At 43.4% G+C, this 21,869-nt stretch carries 17 protein-coding genes; 3 read left to right on the top strand and 14 right to left on the bottom strand.

The genetic code is table 11. From position 1 onward, the window contains the following. Positions 1-42: 42 nt before the first annotated feature. From RMX89_RS09760 to RMX89_RS09750, 3 genes are all read right to left on the bottom strand, one after another. Complete coding sequence (locus tag RMX89_RS09760; RefSeq protein ID WP_322688786.1) at positions 43-480, bottom strand: GNAT family N-acetyltransferase; 438 nt, start codon at positions 478-480, stop codon at positions 43-45. A 349-nt stretch (positions 481-829) separates the two neighbouring features. Next, the gene (gene pruA, locus RMX89_RS09755) at positions 830-3,832 is read right to left on the bottom strand and encodes an L-glutamate gamma-semialdehyde dehydrogenase (protein WP_322688785.1); all 3,003 of its coding nucleotides are present in this window, start codon (positions 3,830-3,832) and stop codon (positions 830-832) included. Between the two features lie 474 nt (positions 3,833-4,306). Next, entirely contained in the window at positions 4,307-5,674 is a 1,368-nt protein-coding gene (locus RMX89_RS09750) for a protein kinase domain-containing protein (RefSeq protein ID WP_322688784.1), read from the bottom strand. Positions 5,675-6,021: 347 nt separating this feature from the next. On the opposite strand from RMX89_RS09750, the gene RMX89_RS09745 reads away from it, so the two are divergent. Next, the gene (locus tag RMX89_RS09745; RefSeq protein ID WP_322673577.1) at positions 6,022-6,672 is read left to right on the top strand and encodes a hypothetical protein; all 651 of its coding nucleotides are present in this window, start codon (positions 6,022-6,024) and stop codon (positions 6,670-6,672) included. Between the two features lie 45 nt (positions 6,673-6,717). Here RMX89_RS09745 and RMX89_RS09740 read toward each other — a convergent pair whose 3' ends face one another. The 11 genes from RMX89_RS09740 to RMX89_RS09690 all read right to left on the bottom strand — a co-directional run bounded on the left by RMX89_RS09740 (position 6,718) and on the right by RMX89_RS09690 (position 18,749). Continuing rightward, complete coding sequence (locus RMX89_RS09740; RefSeq protein ID WP_322688783.1) at positions 6,718-7,509, bottom strand: HEAT repeat domain-containing protein; 792 nt, start codon at positions 7,507-7,509, stop codon at positions 6,718-6,720. A gap of 107 nt (positions 7,510-7,616) precedes the next feature. Next, positions 7,617-8,462 carry a HEAT repeat domain-containing protein gene (locus RMX89_RS09735; RefSeq protein ID WP_322688782.1) on the bottom strand — a complete coding sequence of 282 codons (846 nt, stop codon included), beginning with the start codon at positions 8,460-8,462 and terminating at the stop codon, positions 7,617-7,619. A gap of 2 nt (positions 8,463-8,464) precedes the next feature. After that, on the bottom strand, positions 8,465-8,716 hold the full coding sequence (locus RMX89_RS09730) for a phycobilisome linker polypeptide (RefSeq protein ID WP_322688781.1): 252 nt from the start codon (positions 8,714-8,716) through the stop codon (positions 8,465-8,467). 75 nt (positions 8,717-8,791) lie between these two features. Further along, a complete protein-coding gene (locus tag RMX89_RS09725; protein WP_322673573.1) occupies positions 8,792-9,661 on the bottom strand; it encodes a phycobilisome linker polypeptide in 870 nt (289 codons plus the stop codon). 173 nt (positions 9,662-9,834) lie between these two features. Beyond that, on the bottom strand, positions 9,835-10,647 hold the full coding sequence (locus RMX89_RS09720) for a phycobilisome linker polypeptide (protein ID WP_322688780.1): 813 nt from the start codon (positions 10,645-10,647) through the stop codon (positions 9,835-9,837). A gap of 702 nt (positions 10,648-11,349) precedes the next feature. After that, positions 11,350-11,841 (bottom strand): phycocyanin subunit alpha, encoded by a 492-nt coding sequence (gene cpcA, locus RMX89_RS09715; protein ID WP_322673571.1) that lies wholly within the window; start codon positions 11,839-11,841, stop codon positions 11,350-11,352. An 87-nt stretch (positions 11,842-11,928) separates the two neighbouring features. Continuing rightward, a complete protein-coding gene (locus tag RMX89_RS09710; RefSeq protein WP_322673570.1) occupies positions 11,929-12,450 on the bottom strand; it encodes a phycocyanin subunit beta in 522 nt (173 codons plus the stop codon). A 418-nt stretch (positions 12,451-12,868) separates the two neighbouring features. Further along, positions 12,869-13,684 (bottom strand): alpha/beta hydrolase, encoded by an 816-nt coding sequence (locus tag RMX89_RS09705; protein WP_322688779.1) that lies wholly within the window; start codon positions 13,682-13,684, stop codon positions 12,869-12,871. A 172-nt stretch (positions 13,685-13,856) separates the two neighbouring features. After that, positions 13,857-14,876 carry an adenosyl-hopene transferase HpnH gene (hpnH, locus tag RMX89_RS09700; protein WP_322673568.1) on the bottom strand — a complete coding sequence of 340 codons (1,020 nt, stop codon included), beginning with the start codon at positions 14,874-14,876 and terminating at the stop codon, positions 13,857-13,859. 70 nt (positions 14,877-14,946) lie between these two features. Next, positions 14,947-15,972, bottom strand: coding sequence for a hopanoid-associated sugar epimerase (gene hpnA, locus RMX89_RS09695; protein WP_322688778.1), 1,026 nt, complete (start codon positions 15,970-15,972; stop codon positions 14,947-14,949). After that, positions 15,972-18,749, bottom strand: a complete 2,778-nt coding sequence (locus RMX89_RS09690; protein ID WP_322688777.1) for an efflux RND transporter permease subunit — start codon at positions 18,747-18,749, stop codon at positions 15,972-15,974. Before RMX89_RS09690 ends, hpnA begins: the two co-directional genes overlap by 1 nt. A gap of 180 nt (positions 18,750-18,929) precedes the next feature. On the opposite strand from RMX89_RS09690, the gene RMX89_RS09685 reads away from it, so the two are divergent. After that, entirely contained in the window at positions 18,930-19,619 is a 690-nt protein-coding gene (locus RMX89_RS09685; RefSeq protein WP_322688776.1) for a phosphorylase, read from the top strand. 445 nt (positions 19,620-20,064) lie between these two features. Further along, positions 20,065-21,777 carry a bifunctional diguanylate cyclase/phosphodiesterase gene (locus RMX89_RS09680; protein ID WP_322688775.1) on the top strand — a complete coding sequence of 571 codons (1,713 nt, stop codon included), beginning with the start codon at positions 20,065-20,067 and terminating at the stop codon, positions 21,775-21,777. The last annotated feature ends 92 nt before the right edge of the window (positions 21,778-21,869 follow it).

Genomic DNA, 21,869 nt, shown 5'->3' with positions numbered 1-21,869 from the left:
CATACATTTTCTTTAAAAAATTACTACATAATTTTACTTTAACTATGAAAATATTTTTCTCATTTTCACATGGAGAATATTAGCTTCTTCAAATATTTCTCCTTCTTCTACAAAATCCAGTTTTTTGTATAAATCTTTCACATATTCTTGAGCATGAATTACGACTTCTGGAATATGTTGGTTAGCTATCACCTGTAGGGCATTTTCCATAATTTTTTTACCAATACCTTGCCCTCTAACTGTTGATAAAACAGCTAACCTTTCTATTTTGGCAGTTTTCTCATCTAAATATCTGATTCTAGCAGTACCTACAGCTTCCACATTTAAATAAGCAATTAGATGATCGGATATTTCATCTTTGCCATCAAATTCTAAAGCGGGATCTACCCCTTGTTCTTCTTGAAAAACTGATTTTCTAATTGCTTGAATTGCCGGAAAATCTTTAGGTAATTCAGCAACTTTTATAACTAAATTACTCATTAAACTCTGTTTGATGTTACTACCTATTGTAGTTTAATGTGAGTTTGATGCACCTCTCCCTGCTTTGACCGAAAGTGCAAGCCTGTCCCTCTTTGAGTCGGAGCTACGGTGTACACACAAGTCCTTCTGACCCCCTCTAACTCCCCCTTGGTAAGGGGGAGAACCGGATATTTCCCCCCAATACATCGGGGGGATTAAGAGGGGTAAATCCAGGATTGGGGCTTCATTACCAAGATGTGTGTACACCGTAGGACTCGGAGAGGGAGGGTTTTACGCAGTAAAATCAGAGAGAGATGTTTTGATTGTGCTAATTGACGGACACTATATGAGCCGTGGAATTCACGTTAGTTTAATCTGCACCTTCAATCGGTGCAAAACCTTGACGTTGAATATTTTCTGTCACCGCGCGTGGTTCTAAAAATTGCAGTAAGTAGTCAGGGCCCCCTGCTTTAGAACCTACTCCCGAAAGTTTGAATCCACCAAAGGGTTGCCGTCCAACGATCGCTCCGGTAATATTGCGGTTGATGTACAAATTCCCAACTTCAAACTCTGTCTCTGCCTGCTGAATGTGCGAAGGTGTTCTAGAATAAAGTCCGCCAGTTAAGGCGTAATTTGTACCGTTGGCAACTGCTAACGCTTCCTGGAAATCTTTTACCCGAATTACCGCCAGCACAGGGCCAAAAATTTCTTCCTGAGAAATTACCGCATTGGGCGATACTTCACTAAAGATGACTGGGCCAATAAAATATCCTTGTTCGGGTGCTGGTAATTCCAACGCCACTTCTGCTTCTGCCTTACCCTTCTCAATATACTCGCGAATGCGATCGCGGGCATTAGCATCAATCACTGGCCCAACTTGTGTACTCGGTAACTCTGCTTCCCCAATGTTCAAGGATTTTGTTGCTTCTACCAATCGTTGCACAAAGGCATCATAAATCGGTTCCAGCACAATCACCCTGGAAGCAGCAGAACATTTTTGTCCGCTGTAACCAAATGCCGACTGCACTATCCCCACAACAGCTTGGTCTAAATCAGCACTTTCATCAACAATAATGGCATTCTTGCCACCCATTTCCGCAATCACCCGTTTCATGTGCTTTTGTCCGGGTTTCAGCGTTGCCGCTTCTGCGTAAATTCGACATCCGACTTCTTGAGAACCTGTAAAAGCAATCACATGAGTATCTGGATGATTTACCAAATGAGCGCCAACTTGCGAACCCTTACCAGGTACGTATTGAAATACACCTTTGGGAAAACCAGCGTCTACCAAGATTTCTGTGAGTTTCGCTGCAATTACAGAAGATGTTTCCGCAGGTTTGAGGAGAGTGCAATTGCCCGAAACCAAAGCTGCAACAGTCATTCCACAAGCGATCGCTAGCGGGAAATTCCAGGGAGAAATCACTACAGCAATTCCTCGTGGCTGGTAAATATAACGATTAGTTTCGCCAGGTATGTCGTAATTCACACCTTTGTCTAACCGTTCTATCTCATCAGCGTAATACCGACAGAAATCTATCGCTTCCGAAACCTCTCCATCAGCTTCTTTAACAGGTTTCCCAACTTCTAAAACTATCCAAACTGAAAGTTCAGCACGGCGGAGTTCCATCAAATCACCCGCTTTCCGCAAAATATCAGCGCGTTGTTTAGCTGGTGTTTTCTTCCATTCAGGAAACGCGGCTTTCGCAGCTTGCATCGCCTGTTCTGCTTGTTCAACGCTAATCAACCCAACTTTACCAATTACCTCACTGAACTTAGAAGGATTGAGAGAATCAACAAATTCCGGCGGATTAACATACTCGCCATTAATCAGTGGTAAATATGTTTTACCCAACTGTTGACGAACGCTTTGGAAAGCTTGCGCTGCCTTCTTTCTCACCTCTTCCTCGGCGTAATCGGTATCAGCAGCACCGGAGAAATGAGAGTTAGGAATGGAGTTAGGAGTTAGAAGTGAGGAGTTAGGAGTTAAAGAGTTTTCTTCTTTAACAATTGGCGGCGCTAATAATTCTTCAATCGGTCGATTTTCGAGATTTTGCCGTAAAAAAGAACTATTAGCGGTATTTTCTAACAATCGGCGAATTAAATACGCCATTCCAGGTAATAATTCACCGTAAGGACAGTAAACTCTCACCCGATAACCCTTGTCAACCAAAGCCTTGGCAACTTTATCTCCCATACCGTAGAGGACTTGCAACTCAAAGCGACGACGAGGGACATTTAAACTTTCAGCTATGGCAATGGCGCGAGAGTGCGATCGCACATTATGGCTACCAATGGCAGAATAGACATATTGATGATTTTCTAACAACAATTGAGTGATGGTTTCAAAGTTAGCATCAGTTGCGGCTTTGTCGTTGTAAACTGGCTGTGGCCAATGCTTCTGCGCTGCTTTGATAGTTTCTTGATCCCAATATGCGCCCTTCACCAAGCGGATTGTCAGGGGATAACCGCGTTCTTTCAACCAAGAAATTACGTCTTTGGCATCTTGTTCGCTATCACGCAGATATGCTTGAATTGTCATGCCAATATCTGTGCGTTGCCGAAATTCTTCTTCTAGTAAGAGTTTTTTCAGAATACTGAGAGTTATATCCTTATAGGCATACTGTTCCATATCAAAATGGACAGCTGCGCCTAATTCTTTAGCACGACGTAGGAGAATCCGAATGCGATCGCTAACTCGCTCCTCACTACCTTTAGCATCTAATGGATCGAATTGGGAATAAAACGCCGTTAATTTCACAGAAACCTGAACTTTTGGTATCGGTTCGCCATCAGCCTCATCAATCGCCGGAATAACTGCCCAATTCTTCGATGCTTCCACCAATTGTTGCATTAATTCTAGATAGCGTTCTAGATAAGACTGCGCTTCCGCTTCGGTAATAACCGCTTCACCAAGTAAGTCGATGGTGAAAGCCATTTTCTCTTTTCGCAGTCGTTCAACTGTTTTGATGACTTGTTTAATATTTTCCCCAGAAATATATTTATGGGCAAGAGTTTCAACGGCTGTCCCAACGGTTGTAGCAGCAACTTGTCCAGGCATCGAGTCGGGGTTAGCAAAGTTTAGCATTCCCTTCAAAGCTGCCGGCAATTCTACAGATTCATCGCCTAAATATTCTTGTAAATGTGAGGCAATTTCTGATTTACTATGCAAAGCCGGTAGCGTATCTATAAAGCGAAATAGCTGCACCCGCAATCCAGGGTTACTCATTGCCCAAGCTAGTAATTTATCATCCCAACGCATTTGATCCCGCAGGGAAGAAAAAAACGAACGATTTTCCTGCGTTGCGGCGAGAAGTTGTTTAGCAATTTCTTGGGTTTTAGCTTCGTAGGTGCTTGTTTGTACTTGTAATACCACTGATAATAACTCCGTTAATCAAGGCAAGGCTTTTTGTACAAAGCCTGTGTCTTCTATTTTGACGCTTTCATTTAGCTGTCACCATTATGCTGAATTCGGAATTACTATACCGTAAGGATTTCATTGATTTTGAATGATGTAGTTACGCCGTGCGTTCTAGGAACTTGCAATTAAAAAATATTCCTTGCGGGACGCTTGGCGAACGTAGAGGCATTGTGCATTGATGTCAACTTAAGCCAAAACCCTTTTAAAATCTCGTTTTCAGCCTCTGGCTGGAAATGCTACTCTTGGCGGCTCTGCCGCGAGGAGAGGGAGGCGGAGCCTCAATCAGGGACATTCCCAGTCGGAGACTGGGAACGAGATAATCTGCTAAAAGCTTTTTCTAGACTGGCTTTAACCTTAAGTTGACACTAATGGGCATTGCGCCCCGACGACAGATGTGGATTAAATACATAAAAACTGCTATAAACTCGACTATGACAACGCACTTAACAATGCCCGCTTAAATTCGGCTGCACTCTTAAAGTGAATTTCTGGCTTATCAACCAACGCCAAATCAATCACCTGCGCTAGGGGTTGCATAATTGTTGCATCTCGTTGGCGAATTGGTATGGGATTATTCTGTAAAACTGCCAGAAAAGGGTCGCCTATGAAGTTGCGGGGGAAACAACCTGTTAGCATATTGTAGAGACAAGCCGCAACTGCCCAAATATCTACCTCCGGTTGGGCATATTTAAAGTTAAGCACCTGCTGTCGCGGCATAAAAACGGGAGTACCAGCTTGAGTCCCAGTCAAAGTTTGACCACTTAAACCAGCTAAGTCAAAGGCCTTAGATAAGCCGTAATCACCGATTTTTGCCACCAGCTTTCCGTCAATCTTAGTCAAGAAGATGTTACTCGGTTTGAGGTCGCGGTGAACTATACCTTTACCTTTGCCAAACTTCCCATCAGCCAGTTTGACATAAGGAAGTTCAACATTGTGGGCATATTCTAAAGCGTCTAAAATTTGGAGAATAATCGGTACTGCAATATCAACAGACAATCGCCCACCCAGTTGTTGCATGAAATCCCATACAGTACCGATCTCACAATATTCCATTGTAAAAAAGAAGATAATTTCCGAGAAGCTACAATCCATCAGTTGCACTACATGAGGATGTTGCAAAGCCTTGGTGTTTTCAGTCTCCCGGAGAAACATCTGCACAGCGAAGTCATTCGCCGCCACTGCTGGTAACATGACCTTTAAGGCTATGAACTTGCCAGACTGATTATGCTGTGCTAAATAAACTTCTCCGAATTCACTCGTGCTGAGAAGTTTGACAAGATTATAACCGCTAATTGCTTTGAGGTTGCGATCGCCACTCTCAGCCAATTTCAGAAAGTATTTGATGATGTCTAAGAAATAAGTTTGTTGTACTGGGTTATTTTTAACAGTAACATCATCAGGGATGAAGGTTGGTAGATTTACTCGATCTGGATGTATTTCTATACTAACTTTAAAGACAGTGTGACCTAAATTGATTTCGTCGCCTGTTCGTAAGTCATACTCTGGAAATTGGAATTTTACAGCTTCTTCAGCCGTTTGATTTCGTTGGCGTTGTCCAATATTTTTACCGTTAATGTAAGTGCCATTTTTACTACCAAAGTCCCGCACCCGAATATCAGGAGGATTAATATCTAGTAGACAGTGATAGCGGGAGATGCCCCGATGATTCTCATCATCTGGTAACTGGGGATTGCAATCTGGACTTCTACCGATTATGCAGCTACTGCGGCAATCAAAAATATATTGCTGTCCTAATAATTGTCCTTGAATAACGGTAAGGATGATTTTAGCTGGCATCTTAACAATAAAAAATTAATGCCCACGATCATAACTTACCTGTATCAGATATCACAGTAGTGAACCACTCATATCCCGCTGATATTTGAAATTAACGGTTCCCCTTCCTGTAGGTGTGGTTGCAATACCCAGCAATTCTCGAAACTCCAAAGTTTCATTGATTTATAACTTGTAAATATATTCGCGTGAACTCACTCCTAACCCTTTACTACAAGTAAGGGGAAGAAAATTTTTCCTCTCTTTCTCGTAGCAAAGTTAGAAGGTGAGGTTCTACTTGAAGTCTTCTACTGCTGTTTTAACAGTATGTACTTATTTTTTCTAATACTCAGAATGGGTATACTGCCTCTATGCCTACAGAAAAATTTATGGATATTTTATTTTATAACTGGCAACACACACTCCAACCCTTTGGCGTCGATCGAGTAGCGGCTGAGAAAGCCTTTAATTTCTTGGTTGAAGCTTACTCTACCCCCGATCGCTATTACCATACACTGAAACACATCGATCGCGTCCTCAGCACAATTGAGGTTTTGCAAGGCTACACCAATAACCTAGCTGCTGTTCAACTAGCGGCCTGGTTTCACGATGTAGTGTATGACACTGAAGCCAAAGATAACGAAGAACGAAGTGCAGACTACGCTTTTGAGTTGCTGAGTAATTTGGGTATTCCAGAAAGTATTATAACTACTGTCACCCGTCTGATTCTGAACACTAAAAACCACCAAGCTGCGGTAAATGACTATGATAGCCAAGTCCTAGTTGATGCAGATTTAGCGATTTTGGCTACTAACCAAGTTGATTATCAAGAATACGCCCATGCTATTCGTCAGGAATATGGCTGGGTGGCAGAGGCAGATTATATCACAGGTCGTCAGAAAATTTTAGAACAATTTTTACAGCGATCGCGTATTTATTTTACGCCTTTAATGTCAGAGTTTGCCGAACCATCTGCTCGTGGCAATATCCAGGCAGAAATTCAATCTTTATCGCCTAGTTAGTTTGACATAACACCATACCGCGCTTGCAGTATGGTGTCTGGTGATTTACCGTCTGCCACCACCACGATGAGGGACTTCAGACACTTCAGTGTCTTCTAGCTTTCTTTTCGGTGCAAACATTTCTTGATGTTGTTGCTGTTGAATTTTTTGTTGTGCAAATTTTACGCGGGTACGAACTCCCACATCGGCATCGGTATCGAGTATTTGCTGAAGTTGATTTGTAATCCGTGACGCTTGATCGGGTAAAGTTACTGCTATAGCGATCGCTAGTGTTTCTAAACTCGTCACTGCTGCATAACGCACTATCCACTCTGGATCTTGAGAAATTACTAATAATGCCTCTAATACCTGAGTCTGAACAGATTCCACTTTCTCAGCAGGTAATTGCTGCCAGCGCAAAGTGCCTAATCCCCTAGCAGCTGCTCGCCGCACGCTTAAGGAAAAATCGTTTTTTGCTGCCTCTAACAAGGTATCCAGCGCCCGGACATCGCCAATTCCCGCTAAGGCGCGAATAGCCCAGGCTCTAGCACTGTAGTTGTAGTCATCAATTAGTTCCAATAGTGAGGGTACTGCGGCTTCCCCGATCGCAATTAGTCCATCTACTGCCGCCACTGCTGCCCCTGGATTGTTGTAGCCTAAAGCTGCAATCAGAGTGGGAACAGATTCCTCAATACCAGCTGCCGCTAACTCCTGAACTGCGTCTAATAAGCGATCCGAAGAGTCTGCTTCTTCCACAGCACGAATTAATATTTGAGCAAGGTCACTGTTATTCATAATAATTTGCCATGAGTCATTAGGGATCTGCCAATTGTAGCTTAAGCCCTCCGTAGTTGACATCAGACACAAACCCCCTAGCCCTTATCTCGCAGCTATGTTAGGGGTTTATGTGTGGTAAACAGTTAATTTAAGCGTATTAATAACAACTAATGCCTGGGAAATTATGACTACAATAGCGAGTCCATCAAATTTATCACTTTTATCGCACCTGCTGACAAAGTGCTTGTTGCTGTGTGCTTAACTTGATATTCTAGTAATCCTTTAAGAGAAATTAGCTTCAGGCTATTTTCGGCAAGAGTTTCGGCGATCGCATCTGCTGCGGGTAGATAGCCAATCGCTCCCAAGTCTGCTAACACTGCTCGACGCAATTGCAATTTATCTCCTGCCAGAGCTTTTACTAACCGTTCTCCATAAACTGGTTCTTGGGTTAATTGATACATCGCTCGTGCGGCAGCATATTGCACCAATTCGATTGGATGTTCTAAAAATGGTTTTACCAAAGGGATGCACTCAGTTGCCCTCAAGGCTCCCAAGGCTTCCAAAATGGCCTCGTAGGGTTGAGATAAATCAGGCTGCTTTGAGATCAGCTGCTCTCCCTGCAAACCTACTTGTAATAACTCGATCAGGGCGGGAATGCAAACTGGATCGCCCAGCATTTCTAAGGATTGTACCGCCGCTTCTCGAACATAAAAATCTGAGCAGTCTAAACACGCAATTAAAGGTGAGACTGCCTGACGATCGCCTAGTTTTCCTAAAGCCCTAGCTGCGTTACGTCGCAGAGGATATCCGCCTTCTGGTGTCCTGTCGGCTTCATCCTCTAACGCTTTAATCAATCCTGTAACCGCAGCTGCTTCACAGATCCGAAACCTACCCAACCACCAGGCAGCATAAAAGCGCAGACCTAAATCTGCACTCTCAAGATTAGCGATCGCTTGCTCTACTGTTAAAGATTCATCATCGCCAGAGTTACCTGTCGGTGATAAATCTTCAAATTTTTGCGGACTAGAATTCATTATCAAGAAGGAGGATCGCTTTGTTCGCTATTTGTTTTAGCTTCAGCGTTCAATGGCTGAATGCTGACTATTTTGCCACCCAAGCGAGTAATCCGCTGCATTTCTTGATTCATCCGGTTCTCAGGTACTGTGAAAAACACAGTAGCACTAGAACGAATAGGATAGTTGGTTTTTTCAGTTTCTTCGCTTTGGCGCAAACCCACTACTTCATACCGAAAATAGCGACTACTCGTACTACTAATTGCTCCAACCATAAAATTAATTCCCAATTCTAGATCGTCATTAGTCGTTTGCCCTTAAAAATGACTATTGACTAATGACTATTGACACTAAAGGGGTTTCACACTTGCTATTTTACCACCTTGTTTTACCACTCTCTGGAAGTAACTAGATAGTTCTTCATAAGGTATAACCACCGCTTGATTGACGCGGCGTGTGCTGGGATACCCAGATCCAAAAACACCTGCTACTTCAATGCGGTAAAGTCTGCCTTCTTTACCAAAGGTTCCCGCACCACCAAAAGTACTGTTGGGGGTAACGCCTTTTTCAGAAGCAACGTATGAAAAGCCTGAAGAAGCACCAGAGGGAGGAACAATGACGGATGCGCTATTGCGACCTAGTTCGCTGGCAAGGCGGGTGTCTTTGCCTTTGAGTTGGGAGGTATCGCTACTGGCATAGCCGCGATAAAGTTGAAATATCCGGGTAAATCCGACAGTTTTTTGTCCTGTTTGGGTTTCAAAGCCGCGATAGTAAGGCACTATATTTTCACCAAAGTTAGATTGATACTCTGGCGAATCAATATAAGAATCGATGTCGGCTTCATATCCTTTGGTTTGATACAAGTCTAAGTGATAGACGACATCAGACTCATCATAAGGGGCACGACCTAACAAATGTTTGTAGTTCAGTTCGATGACGCGAGTTTGGAAGTTGTCGTAGAAAAATTTGGTTTTGTACAGTTCCGATTTAGCTACTTGACGCACAAACTCTTGCACTGTAATTTTTCCATCGCGCAGGATAGATTCAGCACTTGTTAGGCGATCGGATGCCAATATGTAGTTGTTGCCCAAAACTTGACGATAGACGGCAGCAATTACTCTTTCGATGTCTTCTTTGGTTGCATTCGGACGCAATTCCACAGGAGACTGATCGCTAAAAGGTTCTGTTCCCAGACGGGAAGCTGCTGTTGTAATAGCCATTGGTAATTTTCCTTTTGTAATTAGTAGTTGGAAAAATTAGGAGTTAGGAGTTAAGAGTTAGGACTTAAGAGTAGGGATATAGTTAGGAATTTAAAACTCATAACTTCTAACTCCTCACTCCTCACTTCTAACTCCTCACTCCTAACTCCTCACTTAATTCCCCAATTCCCTATTTATACGGCTGTAATGCTAATAACCTTACTGCCCTTGCGATTCAACTGCTGCAATTTACTAGAAAGTTGTTCGTAGGGTACGATCAATTCCGCAGTACCGCGCCTTACTACAGCTGAGTTTGGGGAAGCTGCTTGTAACACTCTGATCCGGTATGTTTCGCCGCGATCGCCTCTAGAAAGACCTGCTAAGGCTCCAGCAGAGACTGGATAAATGGGTGAAGCTAAATTTTTAGCTACTTCCCAAGTGAGGCGTCCTTGTTTTTGTCCTTGAGCGCGATCGCTATTGGCATAACCCCGATAAAGTTGGAACAGTCGGCTATAACCAACATTTTTCTGTCCTACTTGACTTTTAAAGCCTCTGTAGTAGGGCACAATATTTTCGCCAAAACTCTCTTGATATTCTAATGAGTCAATGTAGGAATTAATCTCAGCTTCATAACCTTGTGAGTTGTAAAGCTCAACATGGTACGAAATCTCTGACTCATCTTCTGGGGCACGCCCCAATAAATGCTTATAATTCAACTCGATAAACCGAGTTTGGGAGTTGGAGTAGAAAAACTTATCCCGATAGAGTTCTGATTGAGCAATGGCTAGCACAAATCCCCTTACGGTGATTACACCTTGCTGCAATAGTGATTCTGCACTCTCTAGACGGTCTCCTTCTAGTAGATATGCATTACCCAAAACCTGACGGTAAGCCGCCCGGATAACCACTGCCACATCGGCTTCTGTTCTATCAGGGCGTAGTTCTACTGGTGCTGAATTTTCAAACGCTGCAATCCCTAATCTTGCTGCTTGTCCCAAAGCTGCCATCTTTTACCTCCTCAGTTTTAACTGCAAAACTGAAAACTTTTTAGAAAATTTTTTCTAGTCTTTTAACAGTCTTTTTGAAATTGACACTCACCTTACTTTAAATCAGGTGATTTTTAAGACATAGCTGCCTTAATATCCTGTTTCCACAGGTTCCCAGGCTCACCTTATCAGTTTGGCAGTCCCTCATGGGAGAGAAAAACCTTCAGAAGTTCTCTGTCAGACACTACGCGTAGCTTCCTTCCCTGTAGGGGGCGCGGACTCGCTAACGTTGCACTAGCATCTTTCCTTCCTTACGGAACGTTCCGCCAACACGTAGCGTCTCCTAAGAGAAGGTAGAAGATTGCGCTCGCTGCCTCACCACATCTGCCACTAGGGCGTAGTGATATCTCCTTACGTTATTTCGGGCGTATACTTTCCCCCAGTCCGAGGGTAGGTGTTTAAATCTTGTACTGACAAAAATATTGTGCCAATTGACGGTAGCTTAAAAGAGGCACTGGGTTGTGAACTTTCCCAAATTTGTAGCAAATACCGTGCTACGTCGGCAGCTTTCATCCCTGTTCTAAAGCAAAAAATACAGAACTACGTTCCTCTTTCTCCAGGGTTTTCTGCTAGTTTTTCTTAAAAAACTGCCCGGAGAGATAAACAACTCATAGAACTTACTTGTCATAAGAGCTGATTTCCTCTCCGGGCTAAAGAAACACTCTAGCTTAGAGTATTGATTACATAGTCGATGTAGGAATTTGCTTCAACACCTGGATCGCCGCTTAGACCGTGGTTAGCTTTGATGTACTTGAGAGCTTCAATGTACCAGCTAGGAGACAGATCAAAAGTCCGGTTGATTTCAGCCAAGCCAGAAATCAAGAAGTCATCCAAGGGGCCTGTGCCACCAACAACTAAAGCGTATGTGATAATCCGCAAGTAGTAGCCGACATCACGTACACACTTGCTCTTGCCGCGTGCATCAGCCGCGAAGTTGGGCCCTTGTTGTTGAGTGGTGTAAGGGTACTTGTTATACACCGCTTGAGCAGCACCTTCAGTCAAGCGTTGAGCATTGGCGCTTAAAGCTTTTGCTGCTTGTAAGCTAGCTGGAGCTTGACGGAAGCGACCAAAAGCAACTTGAATTTCGGTGCTGCTGAGGTAGCGTCCTTGAGAATCAGCCGATGCAATTGCTTCAGTTAGAGGTGTTTTTGACATTTTGCTATCTCCCTTTTACAAACTTTATGGTTGAAATTTTGTTTTGTCCTATGGACAATTATTTAGTCAACATCAGCAATGCTTGGCTTAAGCCACAGCAGCAGCAGCACGATCGAAATAGCTAGCTATTTCAGATGACAGAGCGCTGCAATCTCCTCTGGTGATGTTGTTGGTATCGTTGACAATGGCCAAAGAAGCTTGTTTCAGCTTTTGAATACCAACAGCAACTGAAGCTCCTGGGGTTCCCAATGCTAAATAGGTTTCCCGCAAACCATTGAGGGCACGGTCATCTAGCACGCTGGAATCGCCAGCAAAGATAGCGTAGGTGATATAGCGAAGAATGATGTCCAAGTCTCTAATGCAAGCAGCAGCGCGACGGCTGGTGTAAGCATTACCACCAGGAGTGATCAATTGGGGTTGTTCTGCCCACAAATCACGAGCGGCAGCAGCAACAAGAGCAGATGCATTGCTGGTAATCCGGTTAACGGCATCTGTACGCTTGTTACCATCTTTGACTAGTTCGCTCAACGCATCCAATTGTGCATCGGAGAGATATTCCCCACGTGTATCAGCTTGGGAAACTACTTTTGCAAATGCATCTAAAACCATTGCGTTAAATCTCCTACTTTGCTTGGTTAAGAATAATTGGACTCAAAACTGAGTGGTTCAGTTGATTTTTGATGTCAGCACTGCCTGACGAGTTACGAAAGGTTTAAAACAGACATCCCAGAAATAAGTTTACGATCTCCAGGCTTTCAGATTAAAACTTTTGTTAAAAAACTTCAAACTTCTATGAACGACTGGAAAACCTGATTAAGATGTTGTTTTTTACTTCCAAGTTCTCTTTATACAATGCTGCCGTATCATTATTTATTACAAATTATTGTTATGTTTGTGAAATTTGTTTACATAACTTCATATTTTGGTCTATGTTTAGTTTACGAGCCGAGCGCTGCTCTTGTGGGAGGGCAATAGGTGTTGTAGTTACTGTAACTTTGTAGTTATGTCTGATATGTCTTATGTAAAATTACTCAAATTTATTTTGGAGAAAGGCAATAACGCGCTTGAATGCTTGGAAGTCTTGGTAAAGAAAGCCGTGACCACCCTTAAAGAACTCTAAATACGAACCTGGTATCTGTTTGTGCATTGCCTCAAGATTGGCAGGAGGAGATATGCCATCGTGATGACCGCCGCAGATATAGACAGGAATATGCAGTTGAGAAAGTCGATTATATGTATCGTGAGCAGCACGAGCCTCAAGCTGGCGACGACGCCCAACTTCACGACTTGGTTGGTCTGTACCCGCTTGAAAAACTGCTAGTGTCAGCTTCACTAATTCCTGAAATTGTGTAGTTCGGCTAGAGAGCCAAGCTTCCTCTTGCCAACGGGTATCAGCAATTGTGATTTGCCGATGAGCTAGTTCTTCAGTAGGAAGGTTCGCGAGTTCATGTAGTGGATATGACGACCCACCAGCACCGCCACTACTGGTACAGGCCAAAACAAGACGTTTAACGCGGTGTGGATAGCGCAGTGCCAACTCTTGGGCTACCATACCCCCAAAGGAAATTCCGATGACATGAGCGTTCTCCCACCCGACTGCATTTAACAAAGAGTCTGCATCGGCGGCGTAATCTGCTATGGTGTAAGGAATATCAGGTTTTGAGGTTTGACCCAGACCGCGCTGATCGTAGGCTAAGATTTCAAAGTGTGGGGCTAATGGTGAGTCAAAAATAGTCGGCGATCGCTGCAAATCTACTCCAGTACCACTAATACTGAGCAGGCGTTGACCAGTGCCACGAATCTCATAATACATTTGCAGATCGCGAACAGATACAAATGGCATGAGTATTTTTCCTGATGCATTTCGGCTAATTTGGCTGAGGGAGCGATCGCAATATCTCTAAATAAGCATTTTCCTTGAAATATTGTATGTTATTATACACATTTTCGGGCAATCAGAATCCTTAAAGGGTGCGCAAGTATAGCACCCTTTAATATGTAGTATTTACTACTTTTTAATTCCTACCAAACACACTGCTAAGGGCACGCGCCATATTTTGCGGCTGCATTGCATCCATTGCGGCGGTGGGTTCGTAGCCACAATGAACCATACAATCGGCACATTTAGGATTACCACTCTTCTGGCCGTATTGACTCCAGTCAGTTTGTGCGAGTAGTTCCTTAAAGGTAGAGTAATAACCTTCGTTTAGCAGATAGCAAGGTTTTTGCCAACCGAGAACGCTATAACTAGGGCTACCCCAAGGCGTGCATTCGTAGTCCTTCTCGCCAGTGAGAAAATCTAGGAACAACGGATTGTGATTGAAGTTCCAGTTTTTTTCACCACTTTTGTAAGGAGCCAGAATTTCTCGGAAGAGGGCGCGGGTTTGTTCGCGGTGGAGAAAATGATCTTGATCTGGTGCCCACTCGTAACTGTAACCGGGAGAAATCATCATCCCGTCAGTATTTAGTGTTTCCAGAAAGTTGAAAAACTCTTGCATATCTTTAGGTTCAGTACCTTCAAAGATAGTGGTGTTAGTTGTAACACGAAAGCCTTTAGCTTTAGCGGCGCGAATGGCTTTAACAGCAATATCAAAAACACCTTTACGATCGACGCAGCGATCGTGTAATTCCCGCATTCCATCTAAATGTACGCTGAAAGTGAGGTAAGGAGAAGGTTGAAACTTATCCAGGCTCTTTTCTAACAACAAACCATTGGTACACAAGTAAATATATTTCTTGCGCTCAATTAATCCCTGGACAATCTCATCAATCTGGGGGTGTAGCAGAGGTTCTCCACCAGGAATTGAGACAACTGGTGCGCCACACTCTTCCACAGCCGCAAAACACTGTTCTGGGGTGAGATTTTGCTTTAAAATTTCCTTTGGATGTTGGATTTTACCACAACCAGTACAAGCGAGATTACACCGAAAAAGAGGTTCCAACATTAATACTAAGGGGAAGCGTTTGCGTCCTTTCAAACGCTGTGTAACAAGATACTTCCCAATATCCATAGCTTGTTGTAGATTAACTGCCATTGTTGCGATCGCTCCTCTTTTAAAGATAAATGCACCACTTTCTCAACCCCAAGATTTATCTGTGGGGTCTTCAGTTTTGAATGCGTGAATTTTGAATTTTGAATTTCCCAGAGGGGTTGACATATCCTTGAGCAACAAACCAATCCACAGAATCTTTGAGTGCGGCATTTAGCGAAGATTGGGGTAGACCCAATTCTCGTACAGCCTTGGAAGCATTGTAATACATAGGTTGTTTTGCCATCCGAACGCCATCCAATGGTACTGAGGGCGATTTACCCAGTGGTGCGAGAATCTTTTCATCAACCCAGGCAACACTGAGGGGCAACCAAGCGGGTACTGTTTGTTGAGGTGCGCTCAGACCTGTGATATCGGCGAGTTGTTCGAGTAGTTGCTTGAGACTGAGGTTTTGATGACCTAAGATATAGCGATCGCCAGATTTACCCCTTTGCAAAGCCAGTAAATGCCCCCATGCCACATCCCGCACGTCGATAAAATTTAGACCAGTATCCAAGTAAAAGGGCATTTGCCGTCGTAAAAACCGCAAGATTATATCACCCGTCGGGGTAGGTTTGATATCCAACGAGCCAATCGGACTGCTGGGATTGACAATAACTACTTCCTGACCTGTAGCAACGGCTTGCATCGCTTCTTGTTCAGCCAAAAACTTAGACTTTTTATAGTCACCCACCAACTTTTCTAAGGGACTCTGATGTGTTTCATCCACAACTTCCCCTGACGATCCTACCCCAATCGCTGCCACTGAACTGGTGTAGACGGTGCGCTCAATATTAGCTTTGCGAGCTGCTGCCAACACATTGCGCGTACCCAGGACATTGTAACGGTGGAGTAATTCTCGGTCTGTCTGCCAGAGGGAATAATGAGCTGCTACATGAAATAGATATTGACAACCTCCCATCTGTTGCCAGAGATTTGGATCGTTCAAATCGCCTTTGACAATTTCCACATCCAAACCGCGTAGATTCTCCAAATTGCTGGTTGAGCGTACCAGTGCTTTGACGGCATATCCTTCTTGTAGGAGCAACCGTACCAAATGAGCGCCAATAAAACCCGTCCCCCCCGTGACAAAAACCTGCATCAACTTGCCCCCTGCTCCTCTGCTTTGCTGCTCCCCCTCTTCTTAAACCGGGGAAACCAATCATCCAAAATGGTGTAGACTACTGGCACAACAATCAAACTGAGAATAGTTGAAGTTACTAGTCCACCTGCGATCGCTACAGCCATCGGCGATCGCAATTCGGAACCAGCACCCAAACCCAATGCGATCGGCAGCATCCCTAAAATAGTGGAGGCCGTGGTCATCATAATTGGTCTGAGGCGCACTAGTCCGGTGTTGAGAATCGCCTCTGTACGGTTTAAGCCAGCATTGCGTAACTGGTTGATATAATCTACAAGCAAAATAGCATTTTTATTTGCCAGCCCCAGCAAAAAGACGAAACCGATCAATGAGATCATACCAAAGTCGCTCTTGGTAATTAGTAGCGCCAACATCGCCCCCACTAGTGCTAAAGGCAAAGAGACACCAATAACTAAAGGGTCTACCCAGCTTTTGAATAGTAAAATTAGTACCACAACAATACATAGGGCAGATAGAGCTAAAGTACTGCCGAAACTGCTAAAAACCTTATTTTGGTTAGCAGAGTCTCCTCCTAAATTTAAAGAAACATTAGAGGGTAACACCGCGTTTGCTTCAGCTACCACTTTGTCAGTGGCATCACCCAAAGACAGATCCTTGCCAAGATTAGCACTGATGTAGGCCACCCGCTGATTATTCAGACGCTCGATCTGAAAAACCGTGCCCTGTGGATTCGTTTCACCTGTAACTGTGACATCAACGAATCCCGGTAGCCTTTGAATTCTTTCTTTAATTGCTTTGACTGCTTTGCTCAAAGCTTGGAGATTATCACCTTGTAATGCTATTTGCAGGGGTTTTTGACCGCCAGAATCGACAAATTGAATATCTTCAACACTAGTAGTTACCCCAGAAAGAACAGGTAAGGAGGAGCGCAACTGGTCTTGTAATTCCGCAGTTGTAATTGTGCGGTTTTCCTTTAACTTTACATATAGTGTCCCTTTATTTGGTTCACCCTCACGAGAACCAACGGTGGTAAATACTGTTTCAACTGCTGGTGATTTTCTGACTACATTTTCTAATTTCTTCGCAACCTCAAGAGAATCATTTAAAGGGTTGGGGATTGGGGATTGGGGGCTGGGGACTGGGGATTGGGGACTGGGATTTATCCCTTCTTCCCCTGCCCCTCTGCCCCCCTGCTCCCCTGCTCCCCGGTCACTGAGCGTAGCCGAAGTGCTGCTCCCCTGCCCCTCTCCTCCACTAGGAATACTCGGCAAAGGAGCCGTATAAGCAATATTAAATTCGCCGCGATCGAGTTTGGGAATAAATCCTTTGGGAATTAGTGGAATCAGTGCTATACCTGCGATGAAACTGAGTGCAGCTAACCCGATAACTATCTTGCGGTGATTTAAAGACCAACTGAGCAAATTTCTGTAAGATTGGGTAAACGCCACCCAGATTTTTGCTTCTCGACGTGGAGAGAGTGAGGATTTAGGTTTGAGCCAGTAGATAGCCAGAACTGGAGATAAAGTCCGAGCAACTAGCATAGAAGCCAGCATCGCGGCTGAAACAGTTATGCCGAAAGGCTTGAAGAACTGACCGATTACCCCACCCATTAAACCTATGGGTAGAAAAACTGCTACTGCTGTCAAAGTGGCGGCGGTAACTGTCAACCCAATCTCATTTGTCGCTAAAAGCGCTGCTTGGCGAGGAGTTTCCCCATCGTCAACGTGTCGCATGATGTTTTCCACATCGACGATCGCATCATCAACAATACTACCAATCACTAAAGCTAAAGCCAGCAGGGTGATTGTTTCCAGGTTGAAGCCGAAAATCGCCATGACGATAAACGTCGCCAATAAAGATGTAGGAATCGCCAAGGCAGAGATTAGAGTTGCCCGCCAATTCCACAAAAAAGGAAAAATTACCACTATCGATAACAAAACTGCTTCCAATAAAGCATCGATTGTTGACTGGGTGGCTTGGCGGATATATTCTGCTTGGGTGGCAGCTAAGGTGAGTTTGACATCTTTGAGGGTACGTAGCCTTTGAACTTCTTTCTCAACCCGACTCACTACTTCCAAAGTATTAGCATTACCGCGTTTGATTACCTGAAATGCGAGTGCATCTTGACCGTTAAACCGGACTAATGTCGCCCCACCTTGGGGGACTGTTGCATTCGCATTCGCTGGATTTATCGGAGGAGTTGCCGTCGCAGCGCCTAGTAGTGAGACTTTTAATACTCCTGGTAATTTAGCGATCGCACTGACAATCTCATCTTGCGCCAACTTCGTCAAATCTTTGAGATTCCGTGTAGGACTCTCTATGGCATAACTAATGGCGGCTGACTCGTTTAGATTTAGGGGAATAATTTTAGAAGTCGCTCCTTGAGGTAGAGTCAACTGCTTCAGGGCAGTTTCAACCTTTTTGGTCGATGTTTCTAAATTCGTCCCAACCGCAAAAGAAAGGGCAACAGCTGTTTGACTAGGATAGGTTGATGAGCGGATATTCTCCAGTCCTTCTAGGGAGCGGAGGCGTTCTTCTAGGGGTTTAGTGAGCTTCGCTTCTGTATCCAGGGCAGTTGTCAGAGGAGCTGTAGCATTTACAACCACCACTGGAAAGGTAATATCTGGAAACAAGGCATACTTAAGGGAACTGAAAGCTAGAACTCCAGCTACCGTTACGGCAATCCAAAAACTCACCGTCAGCCACGAAAATTGAATCGCCAATTTGGAAATATTGAAGAGTTCTCGTGCGGATTTGGAGTTATGAAGCTTTACCATCTTTGAAAATTATCGTGTGGATGACACAATTATTTAGTCATGCTACAGCAATCATCTTCGGTTTGCGAATTTTGGTTACTACTAAACGGTAATATTACTTATTGTCACAAAGAAGAATCGCGCCACGCCCGTCTACTTCAAACATTAATTGACCGTTAAAACTTGAAACTATCGAGACTAGTGCCTAATCTTTTGCCCATTAACACAATTTTGGTGCCTCAAGGAGCAGAATATAAAGCTGTGTGTCGCGGATTAAGCGGCATTACTGCCTCTATCCCAACAATAGTAGCCATACCTGTTGGGATGAAGCCTTTACTCAAATACCTACAACAAGCACAATTTCTGACTCCAAAATCCAGAGTGCTAATTATGGGTATATGTGGTAGCTTGAGCGATCGCTATACAGTTGGCGATCTTGTGCTGTATCAAAATTGTATTTATCAGGGGAAGCAGCAAGAATGCGATCGCACTTTTACAGCACAATTGCACTCTTCCCTATCAGAAAAAGTATCTTTGGTCAAGTCACTGACAAGCGATCGCGTGATTTGGTCTGCTGCCGAAAAACGCCATTTGGGTAAGACTTTGGCGGCTGATGTTGTTGATATGGAAGGATTTACCGCTTTAGAATTTTTCAATGCGGCTGGGGTGTCTGTGGCAATGCTGCGAGTAGTTAGCGACGATTGTCAGCATAATATCCCCGATCTCACACCAGCAATTAACTCTGATGGCTCTCTAAACCCTTTTCCGTTAGCGATCGCCATGCTTCGACAACCTTTTGCCGCTACTCGGTTGATTCGAGGTTCATTAACAGCATTAAAGGTGTTAGAGCAAGTTACAAATCGGCTCTTTTCAGGCTCTAGCAATAAATAATCTGTTGCGTCTTTACAGCAATTTTTAGATAAATAACCATGCCGTAAGGGCACAGCTTTGCTGTGCCCTTACAAAATATAGCAATCCAAAATCATTTGTGAAAATATCTTTTTACTCTCTTTGCATTTTCTGTGTCTCTGCCATTAGTTATAAAAAATAATTTTTTACTAACAAAATCGAATTTATATATTTTTTATTATTACCTCACCGGAAGAAAAACTAATAAAAATAAAAATGATGTGCGTATTTATTGTGAAATTGTTGATGGATAAGTTTTACATAAACTTTATGGTTAAACATATAAATAGAAACCTAGATTGGGAAGCATAATATATAACCTTATCAGGGTTGGGTTCCATGAGAGCTAATCGCACTGAATTGTAAATCAAAAATACTTTTTGCCAAAATAGCGCGGAACTAATTTACCAACTATCAAACAGAATTTATGCAGCTCAATCACAAGCTCAATCTATACTCGTTTCTAGATAGTTTTCCATTACTCAAAAAAAGTTACACCGCTAAAATCATGTTGGTGGCATTTTTGGGTACTCACATACCACTTTTAAGCTTACTCTTGAGTTTCGTTATCTCAAACTCCTATTCCTTGGAGATGGCGATTCGAGTGATGCTTATTGCTCTGTTGGCTACTTTAGCGGGTACAGCCGCCACTCTCTACGCACTACACCACCTGCTCAAACCAGTTATTTTGACATCTGCGGCATTGCAAAATTATCTAAACACCAAAACCTTATCTGAATTGCCCACAGATTTTGCTGATGAAGCCGGTACATTGATGGCGGATACTTCACAAACTCTTTACAAATTAGATGAATTAATTCATTACATCAGTAATTATGACGATCTAACTGGATTGCCCAATCGCGATTTATTTCGCGATCGCCTCCATCAGACTCTATCTCAACCTGAAAATAACCAGCGCTTTGTAGCAATCTTTTTACTAGCTATTGATGATTTCACTGCTATGAGTCATGGTTTGGAGCATGAAACAACAAATTTGTTGTTAAGAGCAGTCGCTCAGAGGTTATCACTCTGTATGACACAAACAGATATTCTTGCCCATTTGAGTGGAGATGAATTTGCCATTGCCCGCATAGACATTGTTTCTTTTGAAAGTGTGATTAAGCTATCTCAGATGCTGTTAAGTACCCTGAGCAAACCCTTTTCTATACAGGGTAATTTGATTCATATCACCGTCAGCATCGGCATCACAATTAATGGCATAAATGAGCGTAATAGCGTAGATCAACTTTTGCAACAGGCTCATATCGCACTGTACCAAGCGAAGCAGCAAGGGCGTAGCAAATACCAATTCTATTCCCCGGAGATTAATGCTCAGTTACAGGAGCGAATAACTTTAGAAAATGAATTACGTGGAGCGCTTGAGCGCAATGAAATGCTGGTTTATTATCAACCTCTGATTGATTTACACAGCGGACAAATTACAGCTATGGAAGCGTTGGTTCGCTGGCAGCATCCTACATTAGGTTTGGTTTCTCCAACAAAGTTTATTCCCATTGCTGAAGCCAATGGTTTGATCCTACCAATTGGTGAATGGGTCTTGCGAACTGCTTGTGCCCAAAACCGTGCTTGGCAGCTTGCTGGATTTAACCCAATTCGGATATCTGTAAATCTGTCAGCCCGACAGTTTGAACTACCGAATCTGGTTGAGATCGTCAGTCAAATTCTTGAGGAAACTGGACTCCAAGTATCTTACCTGGAATTGGAAGTGACAGAAAGCTTCTTGATGGGTGATATGGAGCGATCGATTAAAACCTTAAAACAATTACGAGAACTGGGTATATGCTTGGCTCTAGATGACTTCGGTACTGGTTATTCCTCCCTCAACTACTTGAAGCGCTTTCCCGTGAATATGCTCAAGATCGATCGGTCATTTGTACAAGATGTCACGTCTAATCCTGATAGTGCTGCCGTCACGAATGCGATTATTGCCCTGGCAAAAAGCCTGCGGTTGAACATCACAGCAGAGGGTGTGGAAACCCAAGAACAGCTTGACTACCTGAAAATGCAAGGATGTGATGAAGGTCAGGGTTATTACTTCAGTTGTCCTGTGCCTGCCGATATAATTACCCCGATGTTACAGAAAGTTTCTCAGCAGATGGAGAAAATTTCCGCATAAGTGGATGCTTAAGCCAGAAAATACACCCCTGATAACGTATCACTTGAATTTTGCTAGACATGGTTATCAGGGGGCAGGTTAAGGAGCAGCTA

It is taken from the genome of Nostoc sp. DedSLP04 (genome assembly GCF_034530775.1).
Lineage (GTDB): Bacteria > Cyanobacteriota > Cyanobacteriia > Cyanobacteriales > Nostocaceae > Nostoc.
Note: the sequence above shows the minus strand (reverse complement) of the source record. Positions and strands in the feature narration are given on the sequence as shown.